The organism is Neisseria oralis (genome assembly GCF_045062685.1).
Classification (GTDB): Bacteria; Pseudomonadota; Gammaproteobacteria; order Burkholderiales; family Neisseriaceae; genus Neisseria; species Neisseria oralis.
In genome coordinates, this window is sequence record NZ_JBJGEB010000005.1 from 159,884 (window position 1) to 172,798 (window position 12,915).

Genomic DNA, 12,915 nt, shown 5'->3' on the forward strand with positions numbered 1-12,915 from the left:
GAAACCGTTTGTATTACTGGAGAATCGAATACGAAAGGATTTTGCGCATGAGCCTGACCGACTTGCTGAACCGTCGCCGTTCGGTTCGTCATTACGATGAAACCCCCATTGACGCCGATACCGTCCGCCGTTGCCTGCAAACCGCGCAGCTTGCGCCCAGCAGCTCGAATATGCAGCTTTACGAGTTTTACCATGTTACCGATCCCGCCGTTTTAAAACGGCTCGCCGCAGCTTGTTTGAGCCAGCGGGCGGTGGAAACTGCGCAGCAGGCGGTTGTGTTCGTTACCCGCCAAGATTTGCACCGCCGCCGCGCGCAGGCCGTATCTGAATTTGAACGCGGCAACATCGAACGCAACAGCCCGCCCGAAAAACACGCGAAGCGGATAAAGGCCAGCGAAATGTATTACAGCAGGATGCTGCCCTTCCTGTATAGCCGCTGTTTCGGTCTGCTCGGCGCGTTCCGCGTGGCCTTGGCTTGGTGTATCGGGCTGTTTCGTCCGGTTATGCGCGATTTGTCCGAAAACGATATGCGCAACGTTGTTCACAAAAGCTGCGGCTTGGCCGCGCAAACCTTTATGCTGGCGATGGCGGAGGCAGACTACGACACTTGTCCGCTGGAAGGGTTGGACAGCCGCATGGTCAAACGCATCCTCAAGCTGCCGCGCGGTGCGGAAATCAATATGATAGTCGTCTGCGGCATCCGCAAGCCCGGCCGCGGTATTTGGGGCGAGCGTTTCAGGTTGCCGTTTGAAGAGGTATACCGGCGGATTTGAACGGGGGAGGCCGTCTGAAACATTGCACAGTCGGGAATTCGGGACAACCATTGTTTAGGAGTAACGCTATGGCAACGACCGTTATTTACGCTCATCCTTACGAAGGCAGTTTCAACCCCGTTTCCAGTAAAGAAGAGCTGGCTCTTTTCAACCAAGGGAGGCGCTTGATCCGTCGGTGCAGAAATACCAGCAGATGATTAAAGAAAGCCGCCGTCTGATTTTCATTTTCCCGATCTGGTGGGCGGATATGCCCGCTATCGTCAAAAGGTTTCTCGACAAAGTGCTGTTGAAACAGTTTGCCTATGTGGAAAGCAAAACAGGCCTTTCTGGGCGTATGGGGCGTGGTATGGCTGGTACAGCTCAAAGTGGCAGGATGCGGCGGCAAAAACTATTATCTGCTGGGACAATGGATTATGTTTTTTCTCTGCTCGGGATTGATGGCGTGGGGCGCACAGGTCCTTTGAAGCGGCCTGCCGTGCCGGTTTTGCTTGTCCCGCGCCTATTTGGAGATTGAAAGGAAACCTATGAAAACCCTGATTGCCGAAGCCCTGCGTCCGTTCGAACTGACCGCCCGCTATATCAACGCCGACTACCAACCCGCCTTTGCCTTCCACGCCATAGACAGCAACGCGGGCTACGACGAAGCCGCCGCCGGGCCGGTGGCGCGCGGCGCGGAAGATTATCTGGCGCATCTGGATACTTATTACCAATAATGACCAATAAACAGGCCGGAGGGATTTTTCAGACGGCCTCAGGAGGAGATCATGCCGACCATCCATTATCAGGGTGCGGATTTGTTCTACCGCACCGGCGGTAAGTCCGACGCCCCCGCCATGTTGCTGCTGCACGGCGGATTGGGTTCGGCGCAGGACTTTGCCGCCATACTGCCCAAATTGCAACGATATTTTTTCGTGATTGAGGCCGATACGCGCGGACACGGCCGTTCCACGCGCGGCACGGCGGTGCCGACCTACGCCCAGATTGCCGATGACGCCCGACACATCGTGCAGGCGCTGGGGCTGGACGAATACCATGTGTTCGGCTTCAGCGACGGCGGTATCGCCGCCTACCGGCTGGCGGCGCGGGACGAACGGGTGCAGTCGGTCATTACCGTCGGCGCATCGTGGCACAGCCGCCAGCTTGAGCCGGTGCGCGAAATGTTCGAGAACCTGACCCCCGCGTTTTTCCGCGAAAACATGGCGCGGCAGGTGGCCGTTTACGAAGCGCTGAACCCGCAGCCCGATCTGGATACGCTCACCGCCGACCTGTGCCGCATGTGGCTGGACATATCGGCCAGCGGCTATCCGAACGAACGCATCGCCGCCGTCAAAGCGCCCGTGCTGGCCGTGCGCGGCGAACGCGATGGCCTGTTTTCACTGTCGGACTTGGCCGATTTGCATTCCTGCCTGCCCGAAGCGCATTTGATGAACATCCCCTTCGCGCGGCATGAAGCGATTAAAGAGCAGCCCGAAATCCTGTGGGCGGCGGTGAAGGCGTTTTATGTTTTGTAACCGCGAGGCCGTCTGAAAAACGGCAGCCTTATATTTTTCAGACGGCCTGATGCCCGAAACCGATCAAGTAAACGCGGCCTGGCTTACGGAGGTAAATCGAGATGAAATACGAATGGAAAAAAGCCCAAAAAGCTTGTTACAACATCAAAGCGGTTCCGACTTTGACGGATGTCCCTGCGCAGTCCTTCATCATGATAGACGGAGAAGGAAATCCCAATGCTCCCGATTTCTCGGAACGGGTCTCGGCCCTTTATGCCTTGGCTTACGCCGTCAAAATGGATTACAAGAAAGCATCAGCCGGTTGCGAAATCGATGATTTCACCGTTTATCCATTGGAAGGGATTTGGCGTCGGAAAACGCAGGGAACCTTAGTAAAAGAAGACTTGGTTTATACCATTATGATAGGCCAGCCTGATTTTATTACCGCAGAAATGGTGGCTTCGGCTTTGGAAAAGGTCAGGGTCAAAAAGCCGAATCCGCTTTACGACGAAATACGGTTTGAACGGATGGCCGAAGGCAAATGCGTGAGCATCCTGCATCAGGGCGCGTTTGACGACGAACCCGCCTCTTTTGCCAAATTGGACGGTTTCTGCAATGAGAAAGGCTTGAAGCGCAACAGCGATTACCATCGGGAAATTTATCTTAACAACCTGAACCGCACCGCCGTGGAAAAGCTCAAAACGATTTTGCGTTACACGGTAGAGTAATCGACCGCAGCCAAAATCATCCGTTATAACCCGAAGAAGCCCGCGAGCTGTTTTCAGACGGCCTCCCACCCGTTTGAGGCCGTCTGAAAATCTCTTGTCCGACCCGAAAGAAGTTTTCATGAACACCGTTTCCATCCAAAACCTTTCCCACCACTACGGCAAGACCCTTGCGCTTGACGATGTGTCGCTGGACATTCCGAAAGGCGCGACGGTCGGTTTGATCGGGCCGGACGGTGTGGGCAAATCGACGTTGCTCTCGCTGATGGCGGGTGTGAAGGTGATTCAGGACGGACGGGTGGAAGTGTTGGGCGGCGATATGGCGGACAAGGACGTGCGGCGGGATTTGTCGCACCGCATCGCCTTTATGCCGCAGGGTTTGGGGCGCAACCTGTATCCTACCTTGTCAGTGTATGAGAATATCGATTTCCACGCGCGGCTGTTCGGTTTGGACGGGCAGGAACGCACGCGGCAGATTGCGCGGCTGATGGAGGCGACCCGCCTTGCGCCGTTTTCCGGCAGGGCGGCGGGCAAGCTCTCGGGCGGGATGAAGCAGAAGCTGAGTTTGTGCTGCGCGCTGGTGCACAGCCCGGATTTGTTGATTTTGGACGAACCGACCACGGGCGTGGACCCTTTGTCGCGCCGCCAGTTTTGGGCGTTAGTGGACGATTTGCGGCGGGAGCACGCGGGTATGACCGTGATTGTGGCGACCGCCTATATTGAAGAGGCGCAGCGTTTCGAGCGGCTGCTGGCGATGGATGCGGGCAGGCTGCTGGAAAACAAGCCGACCGCCGACGTGTTGGCGGATTACGGCACCGACGTATTGGAAGAGGCCTACGTCAAAATGCTGCCGCCGGAGAAACAGCAGGGTTCGGGCGGTTTGGACATTACGCCGTTCGTCCCCGACCCCGCTGCGCCGCCCGCGATGGAAGCGCACGGGCTGACCAAGCGTTTCGGCGATTTCACCGCCGTGGACCATGTCAGCTTTACCATTCAAAAAGGCGAGATTTTCGGCTTTCTCGGCAGCAACGGCTGCGGCAAGTCCACCACCATGAAAATGCTGACCGGTCTGTTGGAGGCGACCGAAGGCGACGCCACGTTGTTGGGCAAGCCGATAGACGCAGGCGGCTTGGATACGAAAATGCGCGTCGGCTATATGTCGCAGGCGTTTTCGCTGTATGAAGAGTTGAGCGTGCGCCGCAATCTGGATTTGCACGCCAGACTCTACCAGATGGGCGACAAAGGCGCGGCAGCGGTGGAGGAAGCCCTGCAACAGTTTGATTTGGCGGACGTTGCCGACACCGCGCCCGCATCGCTGCCGCTGGGTATCCGCCAACGCCTGCAACTGGCCGCCGCCTGTCTGCACCATCCCGAAGTATTGATTTTGGACGAACCGACTTCGGGGGTCGATCCCGCCGCGCGCGATATGTTCTGGCTGCATCTTCTGAAACTCTCCCGCGAAGACAAAATCACCATTTTCGTTTCCACCCACTTTATGAACGAAGCCGCCCGCTGCGACCGCATTTCCTTTATGCACAAAGGCCGCGTGCTGGCGGTGGGCACGCCCGCCGAACTGGCGGCAAGGCAGAATGCGCCGGATTTGGAAGAAGCGTTTGTGCAGTATCTGATTGAAGCGGAAGGCGGGGAAGGTGGGGAAGGGTTGTCCCGCCAGGAGGCTGCGCACTCTGAAAGTGATCAACGCGAGTTGCTCCAAAATACAGACGGCGTGCGTGAACAAAGTTCACACACCTTACGAGACAACCCAAACACCGACACCTTCAAATACCGGTTTTCCATGATTTGGACCTTTGCCCGCCGTGAAGCCAAAGAACTCCTGCGCGACAAAATCCGCCTGTTTTTTGCCGTGTTCGGTCCGCTGATTATCATGGCGTCGGTATCGTGGGGGATTTCGTTTGACGTACGTAATCTGAAATTCGCCGTTTATGACCGCGACCAAACCGCCGCCAGCCGCGAGCTGGTTGAGTATTTCGACGGTTCGCGCTATTTCCTCCAACAGCCGCCGATACAGTCCGAAGCCGAAATCGACACCGTGCTCAAAAGCTCCGGCGCCATATTGGTCATCGATATTCCGAGCGGTTTCGGGCGCGATTTGGCGCGCGGGCTCAAGCCCGAAGTCGGGTTTTATGTGGACGGCTCCATGCCGTTTAACGCCACCAATATCCGCGGCTACATCGGCAGCCTGATCACCGCCTACACCAAAGACCGCATCGCCGAAAGTGGGCTGCCCGTTTCACTCAAAGCCCCCGCCGGCATCGAACCGCGCTTTATGTACAATCAGGATTTCGACAGCATCAACGCCATCGCCCCGGGCGTGATGATGCTGGTGTTGATGATGATACCCGCCATGATGTCGGCGGTCGGCGTGGTACGCGAACGCGAAATCGGCTCCATCGCCAATTTCTACGCATCGCCCGCCGCCGTGGCGCAATATCTGATCGGTAAACAGCTTCCCTATATCGCCGTCGGCATGGTCAATTTTGCCGCCATGATGCTGATGATTATTTACCTGTTCGGCGTGCCGCTCAAAGGCTCGTTTGCCGGACTCGCCATCGGCACGCTCTTGATGGTGTCCGCCACCACCGCGCTAGGGCTTTTGATTTCCTGCTTCGTGCGCTCCCAGCTTGCCGCCATCTTCGCCACCGCCATCATCACCATGATTCCCGCGCAAACCTATTCCGGCTTTCTCTACCCGCTGTCCACCATGGAAGGCGGCGCGCTGGTTATCGGCAAAACCTTCCCGTCGTCGTGGTACTATACCGTCAGCGTCGGCAGCTTCACCAAAGGGCTGCACACCATCGACCTGCTGCATGAATACGCCGCCATCGCCGCCTTTGCCGCCACCAGCCTGATTTTGGCGTGCGTGTTGTTGAAGAAACAGGAGAAGTGAGAGGTCGTCTGAAAACTCAGCAGGCGGGTCTTGATGCCTGATTTGTTCCTTAACCCACTATAAAGAAAGAAACGCCATGAACCGAACAACCCTGTTTGACGGACTGGCCGAACGCTACGGCGCGGCGGCGGAATATCCGTGGGCGAAATCTCCCGACTTTGCCGTGTTCCGCCACACGGGCAACCGCAAATGGTTCTGTTTGTATATGCCCGTGCCGTCTGAAAAACTGGGCATGGGCGAGGGCGGTCTGACGGAAATCGTCAACGTCAAATGCCGCCCTGAACACATCGGCGCATGGCGCGCGACGGCAGGCATCCTGCCCGCCTACCACATGAACAAAGAACACTGGTTGAGCATCGTATTGGCGCAAACGCCCGCAGAAAACGTGTGGCGGCTGATAGATGACAGCTTCGTGCTGACGCGCTAGGATTGATTAACTCCACACATCAAACGAAAGGAAAAAACATGAAAACCATAGGCATCATCGGCGGCATGAGCCCCGAAAGCACCGTGCTCTACTACCAAATCATCAACCGCGAGACCAACCGCCGTTTGGGCGGCAACCGCAGCGCCAAAATCCTGCTCGACAGCGTGGATTTTGAAGAAATCGTCCGTTTGCAGAAAAGCGGCGATTGGGCGGCGGCGGGAAACGTGTTGGCGCAAAGCGCGCGGAAGCTGGAAGCGGGCGGCGCGGATTTTTTGCTGCTCGCCACCAACACCATGCACAAAGTCGCCCCCGCCATCGAACAGGCGGCCGGCATCCCCTTGCTGCACGTCGTCGATGCGACTGCCGCCGCCATCAAACGGCAGGGCTTGTCTGCCGTCGGCCTGCTCGGTACGCGCTTTACCATGAGCGACGGTTTTTATACGGAGCGCATGGTTTCGCAGGGCGTACAAACCATAGCTCCAACCGCCGCCGAACAAGACGAAATCCACCGCATTATTTTTGACGAACTGTGCCTGAACCGCATCTGCCCCGAATCCGCCCGCTACTTTTACGACGTGATAGGTCGTCTGAAAAAGGAAGGCGCGCAGGGCGTGATACTCGGCTGCACCGAAATCTGCCTGCTTGTGAACGAAGCCGACAGCCCGCTGCCCGTGTTCGACAGCACCGCCATCCATGCGCTTGCGGCAGTGGATGCGGCGCTGGCGGAGTAACGCAGCAAATGCCGTTTTGTTTATAAGGAACAGGCTGTAAAGCCGAAAAACAGCCGGACGGTTTTTCAGACGGCCTTTGAGAAAGCAAGCTATCAACAGGAATCCCCATGCGTACCCTGAAAAACATTCTGACCCTGATGCTCAAAGAGTTCCGCAGCGTGCTGACTGATCCGGTGCTGATGGTGCTGATTGCGTATATCTTTACCGCTACGATTTATCAGATGGCGCAGGTGGGCGCGGATTTGAAAAATGCCACTGTCGGCATCATCGATCAAGACCGTTCGGTTTTGTCTATGCGTATCCGCGATGCCGTGCAGCATCCGTTTTTCAAACCGGTAGAGGACGTGCGGCGCGAGGATTCGGACGAATTGATGGATAAGGGCGAGTTCACCTTTATTTTGGAAGTGCCGCCCAATTTTCAGCGCGACATGGCGGCGGGGCGCAATCCTGATTTGCAGCTTTTGGTTGATGCGACGTCGATGACGCAGGCGGGGGTGGGCGCGTCGTATCTTTCGCAAATTATCAACCGCGAAATTTACGAATTCACCGGCGTGACGCGGCCGGAGTTAATCAGCCCCGTCATTAACACTTATTACAATCCCAACGGCGAGAGCTCGTGGTTCATGCCGACTTCGCAAATCGGCTCGATGTCGTGTATGTTGCTGATTTTATTGACGGGGGCGGCGGTTATCCGCGAACGCGAACGCGGCACAATCGAGCATTTGCTGGTGATGCCGGTCAATGCGTTCGAACTGATGATGGGCAAAGTGTTGGCAAATGCCGCCGTGATTTGGGTGGCGGCATTGTCGTCGCTGTGGTTTATCGTGCATTTGAACATAGGCGTGCCGCTCATCGGCTCGGTGCCGCTTTATGCGGTAGGGCTGGCGTTGTTCCTGTTTTCGGTGGCGTCGCTGGGCATCATGATTGCCACGTTCGCATCGACGATGGGGCAGTTCGGTATGCTGATGCTGCCGGTGTATATCGTGATGAACCTGTTTGCCGGCGGCGCATCCCCGCGCAGCAACATGCCGCACGCGGCGCAACTGATCAGCGAATATTGGCCGCTGACGCAGTTCGTCAAATTTTCGCAAGACATCCTGTTCCGCGGCGCAGGGATTGAAATCGTGTGGGGACATATGCTGATCATGGGCTGTATCGGCGTAGGATTCTTATGGCTGGCATTGTTGCGGTTTCAAGGGATGTTGGAGAGACAGGGTTGATGAGGTCGTCAAGCCAACGATCGCTAAAAAGCAAACCTGACGGTTCGCTGCCCTCTCCCTAGCCCTCTCCCACGGGGAGAGGGGATTGAGGATACCGAAACCCAACCATGTTTGGGATTTCCAGCCAATTTGTCCCTTCTCCCCGTGGGAGAGGGAGTTGAGGATACCGAAACCCAACCATTTTGGGATTTTCAACCAATTTTGTCCCCTCTCCCCGTGGGAGAGGGAATTGAGGATGCTGAAACCCAACCATTTTTGGGGTTTCCGGCCAATTTGTTCCCTCTCCCCGCGGGAGAGGGTTAGGGAGAGGGCGGTAAGCCGCAGGCTTACATTCAGGTTTCGCAAAAAATCTTCTGAAAGGTCATCTGAAAACAAGCAAAGCGAGTTTCGCCAACACGGAACGCTAAAACCTTTTCAAAAAGGAAAATACGATGAAATTCAATCAAATCCATTTATTGTGTATTGCCGCAGCCTTGGCGCTTGCAGGCTGTAAAAACACAGAAGTTCCGTTAAACAGTCAAGTTGAATTGCCTGAAACATTTACGCAGGATGCGGAGGCGAAGGGCAATGCGGACATCGGGGCGTGGTGGCGGCAGTGGAATGATCCTGTATTAAGCGGATTAATCGCGCAGGGTTTGGCGCAGGGGCATGATGTGAAAATCGCCGTCAGCCGTCTGAACGAAGCCCGTGCCGTCGCGGGGGCTGCGCGTGCCGATTTGGGGCCGACCGTCGGACTGAGCGGCAAGGTGGGGGCGAATTACAGCAAAATGGATAACCCGCTCGACAGCAATGCCAGGGCGTTGCTCTCGCGTTATCCGCAGGCCTCGTCTTTAAACGGCGATACCATCGAGTCCACAGGCACCAGCATGTACGGCGGACTGACCGCTTCGTGGGAGCCGGATATTTTCGGCAAGAAGCGCAGCGATGCCGATGCCGCCCGTTATGCCGCACTCGGGCAGCAAGAGCTGGCGTATGGCGCGCAAATGCTGGTGGCGGGCGATATTGCCGACAATTATTTCAAAGCGCGTGCGGCGCAAGGCCGTCTGAAAACCGCCGACCAAACCGTTACCACTTTGCGGCGGATGGTGCGCTACATCGAAGGTCGGTTTAAGGCGGGACATGTCAGCGGCTATGAAGTGAACGAGGCGAAAGTGCAACTGACCGCAGCGGAAGCCAAACGCGCCACGATAGCGGCGGAATACGCCGCTTATGTACGCAGTATCGCCGTGTTGATCGGTAACGTGCCGCAGACGTTTACGCTGCCCGAATCGTCTGTTGATGCGTTGGCACACCAACCCTCCGCACCAAGCGGACAAACGCCGCAAGGCTTGCTGGAACGCCGCCCCGACCTGCGCGCACAGGCGGCTCAAGTCAATGCCTATGCCGCCAAATTCGCCAGTGCCAAAGCCGATTTACTGCCGCGTTTCACCATCAGCTTTATGGGGCAGGGCGGGCGCATCGGTGTGGACGGCGACCGTTCTCTGACCGGCTGGGCAAGTTTGCTGTCGGTGGGCATACAGACGCCGCTGTTCACCAACGGCCGCATCAAAGCCAATATCAAAGTCGCCGACGCGCGCCTTCAGACGGCATTGTTGGAATACGACAAACGGCTTCTGACCGCGCTGGGCGAAGTTGACAGCGCGTATCAAGGCGTGGAATCGCTAAGCCGTCAAACCGAACTGCTGCAAACCGCCCATAATCAGGCGGCACGCCACGCGGCCGATACGGAAAAAATGTTCCGCAACGGCTACAAAACGCTGGATGTCGCCCTCAAAGCCCATATCGCCGAAGGCCAAATGCAGGAAAACCTGATTGCGGCGCAACTGGCAAGGGCGCAGATGCTGGTGTCGCTGTATAAGGCATTGGGCGGCGGCTGGTCGGCGAAATAGGAAAAATGGAATGAGGCCGTCTGAAAATATGTTTTTCAGACGGCCTCTAAACTTTTTGCATAATGACGACAGATTTTTGCGTTTACGAAATTTAACCATATCGTGTGATTATTAAAATGCGGCAGAAGATTTTTAAGCGCATATTTTTCAGACGGCATGTATAAATCCGGAATCGCTTGATTCCATAAGCGGATAGTCGGAAACCGAATTTTCCCCGCCCGATTTCCCCCTTTACGCCGCAAACGGTGTAAAGGCCGAATTGGTAAGGAAAAGCCGCCTTTCCGTCGCTGTCAATGGGGAGGAGCGTAAAAAATGCGGCAGGCCGTCTGAAAGCAGACGGCGCGGTTTTTTCGTGAAAGTCAAGACTAGAAAGCAGAATGAAAATACTTTATATTGTGGCCCAGAAGTTTTCTACCTACCGTATCTTGTGTTTTATAACTGGAAGAACCGAAGATGAATGCACCGATTGATTTGAAAGTAACCAAGCGCGACGGACGTTTGGAAAATCTCGACTTAGACAAAATCCACCGCGTCGTTACTTGGGCGGCGGAAGGCTTGAAAAACGTCTCCGTATCGCAGGTCGAGCTCAAATCGCACATCCAGTTTTACAACGGCATCCGCACCGACGACATTCATGAAACTATCATTAAGGCGGCTGCCGACCTGATTTCGCAGGATACACCCGACTATCAATATCTCGCCGCGCGTCTGGCGATTTTCCACCTGCGCAAAATCGCTTACGGCGAGTTCGAACCGCCGCACCTGTTCGACCACGTTAAAAAACTCACCGATGCGGGTAAATACGACCGCCACATCATCGAAGATTACAGCCGCGAAGAGTTTGACGAGCTGAATGCCTATATCGACCACAGCCGCGACATGACCTTCTCGTATGCCGCCGTGAAGCAGCTCGAAGGCAAATATCTGGTGCAGAACCGCGTTACCCGCCAGATTTATGAAACGCCGCAGTTCTTATACATTTTGGTAGCGATGTGCCTCTTCAGCAAATACCCGAAAGAGACGCGCTTGGACTACGTTAAACGCTTTTACGACGCCGTTTCCACATTTAAAGTATCGCTGCCGACCCCGATTATGAGCGGCGTGCGCACGCCTACGCGCCAGTTCTCAAGCTGCGTATTGATTGAATGCGACGACAGTCTGGATTCCATCAACGCCACCACCAGCGCGATTGTGAAATACGTTTCCCAACGTGCGGGCATCGGCATCAACGCCGGACGTATTCGCGGTTTGGGCAGCGAAATCCGCGGCGGCGAAGCGCAACATACCGGCTGCATTCCGTTTTTCAAAATGTTCCAAGCGGCGGTTAAATCCTGCTCGCAAGGCGGCGTGCGCGGCGGCGCGGCTACTTTGTTCTACCCATTGTGGCACATTGAAGCCGAAAGCCTGTTGGTATTGAAAAACAACCGTGGCGTGGAAGACAACCGCATCCGCCAGCTTGATTACGGCGTACAAATCAACCGCCTGCTGTACACCCGCCTGATTAAAGGCGGCAACATCACGCTGTTCTCGCCCAACGAAGTCCCCGGTCTGTACGACGCATTTTTTGCCGACCAAGACGAATTCGAGCGTCTCTACACGAAATACGAGCAAGACCCGAATATCCGCAAACGCACCTTGTCGGCTACCGATTTGTTCTCTACGCTAATGCAGGAACGCGCCGGAACGGGACGTATCTACATCCAAAACGTTGACCACTGTAACACGCACAGCCCGTTTGACCCGCGCGTCGCGCCCGTGCACCAGTCCAACCTGTGCATGGAAATCGCCCTGCCGACCAAGCCGCTGGACAACATCAACGACCCGAACGGCGAAATCGCCCTGTGCACCTTGTCCGCCTTCAACTTGGGTGCATTAAACAGCTTGGATGAACTGGAAGGGCTTGCCGATTTGACCGTGCGCGCACTCGATGCCTTGCTGGATTATCAAGACTATCCGGTCGAAGCCGCCCGTACCGCGACCATGAACCGCCGCACGCTCGGCATCGGGGTCATCAACTACGCTTACTATCTGGCGAAAAACGGCGTCCGTTACAGCGACGATTCTGCACTCGGCCTGACCCACCGCACCTTTGAAGCCATGCAGTATTACCTGCTCAAAGCATCAGTAAACCTCGCCAAAGAATACGGCGCATGCCCGCTGTTCAACCAGACCGTTTATTCGCAAGGTAAACTGCCTATCGACACTTACAAAAAAGACTTGGATGCCGTGTGCAGCGAACCGCTGTTGTGCGACTGGGAAAGCCTGCGCGCCGACATTGTCAAATACGGCCTGCGCAACTCCACCCTGACCGCACTCATGCCGTCTGAAACCAGCTCGCAAATCGCCAACGCCACCAACGGCATCGAGCCGCCACGCGGATTGGTAACGGTTAAAGCATCGAAAGACGGGATCCTGAAACAAGTTGTGCCGGAGTTTGAAACCCTGAAAGACGCCTACGAAACCCTGTGGCAGCTTCCGGGCAACGAAGGCTACCTGAAACTTGTCGGCGTGATGCAAAAATTCGTCGATCAGGCGATTTCCGCCAACACCGCCTACGACCCGGGCAAATTCGAAGGCAACAAAGTTTCCATGAAACAAATGCTAAAAGATCTGCTGACTGCCTACAAATACGGCGTCAAAACCCTGTACTACCACAACACCCGCGATGGTGCGGACGATACGCAGACCGATATTCAGGATGACGGCTGCGCGGGCGGTGCTTGTAAGATTTGATAAGGGCTTTGGTGAAGTA

11 protein-coding genes are annotated in these 12,915 nt (G+C 55.8%); all 11 read left to right on the forward strand.

What is annotated here, in order from left to right; all coding sequences use genetic code 11:
* Positions 1 to 47 precede the first annotated feature (47 nt).
* The 11 genes from ACI43T_RS06545 (at position 48) to nrdA (ending at position 12,896) form a co-directional block, all read left to right on the forward strand.
* A complete protein-coding gene (locus ACI43T_RS06545) occupies positions 48 to 773 on the forward strand; it encodes a nitroreductase family protein (protein WP_377079670.1) in 726 nt (241 codons plus the stop codon).
* Positions 774 to 966: 193 nt separating this feature from the next.
* Positions 967 to 1,287, forward strand: a complete 321-nt coding sequence (locus ACI43T_RS06550; RefSeq protein WP_377079669.1) for an NAD(P)H-dependent oxidoreductase — start codon at positions 967 to 969, stop codon at positions 1,285 to 1,287.
* Between the two features lie 10 nt (positions 1,288 to 1,297).
* Positions 1,298 to 1,486, forward strand: coding sequence for a hypothetical protein (locus tag ACI43T_RS06555; RefSeq protein WP_377079668.1), 189 nt, complete (start codon positions 1,298 to 1,300; stop codon positions 1,484 to 1,486).
* Between the two features lie 51 nt (positions 1,487 to 1,537).
* Positions 1,538 to 2,284 (forward strand): alpha/beta fold hydrolase, encoded by a 747-nt coding sequence (locus tag ACI43T_RS06560; protein ID WP_377079667.1) that lies wholly within the window; start codon positions 1,538 to 1,540, stop codon positions 2,282 to 2,284.
* 101 nt (positions 2,285 to 2,385) lie between these two features.
* Entirely contained in the window at positions 2,386 to 2,991 is a 606-nt protein-coding gene (locus ACI43T_RS06565; protein WP_009173260.1) for a GyrI-like domain-containing protein, read from the forward strand.
* A 118-nt stretch (positions 2,992 to 3,109) separates the two neighbouring features.
* Positions 3,110 to 5,896 carry a ribosome-associated ATPase/putative transporter RbbA gene (gene rbbA, locus ACI43T_RS06570; RefSeq protein ID WP_405386014.1) on the forward strand — a complete coding sequence of 929 codons (2,787 nt, stop codon included), beginning with the start codon at positions 3,110 to 3,112 and terminating at the stop codon, positions 5,894 to 5,896.
* A 76-nt stretch (positions 5,897 to 5,972) separates the two neighbouring features.
* Complete coding sequence (locus ACI43T_RS06575) at positions 5,973 to 6,323, forward strand: MmcQ/YjbR family DNA-binding protein (protein ID WP_039407382.1); 351 nt, start codon at positions 5,973 to 5,975, stop codon at positions 6,321 to 6,323.
* 38 nt (positions 6,324 to 6,361) lie between these two features.
* Positions 6,362 to 7,054, forward strand: a complete 693-nt coding sequence (locus ACI43T_RS06580) for an aspartate/glutamate racemase family protein (protein ID WP_377079665.1) — start codon at positions 6,362 to 6,364, stop codon at positions 7,052 to 7,054.
* Between the two features lie 107 nt (positions 7,055 to 7,161).
* Positions 7,162 to 8,274 (forward strand): ABC transporter permease, encoded by a 1,113-nt coding sequence (locus ACI43T_RS06585; RefSeq protein ID WP_377079664.1) that lies wholly within the window; start codon positions 7,162 to 7,164, stop codon positions 8,272 to 8,274.
* 431 nt (positions 8,275 to 8,705) lie between these two features.
* Entirely contained in the window at positions 8,706 to 10,163 is a 1,458-nt protein-coding gene (locus tag ACI43T_RS06590; RefSeq protein WP_405386018.1) for an efflux transporter outer membrane subunit, read from the forward strand.
* Positions 10,164 to 10,616: 453 nt separating this feature from the next.
* Positions 10,617 to 12,896 carry a class 1a ribonucleoside-diphosphate reductase subunit alpha gene (gene nrdA, locus ACI43T_RS06595; RefSeq protein ID WP_405386020.1) on the forward strand — a complete coding sequence of 760 codons (2,280 nt, stop codon included), beginning with the start codon at positions 10,617 to 10,619 and terminating at the stop codon, positions 12,894 to 12,896.
* Positions 12,897 to 12,915 lie beyond the last annotated feature (19 nt).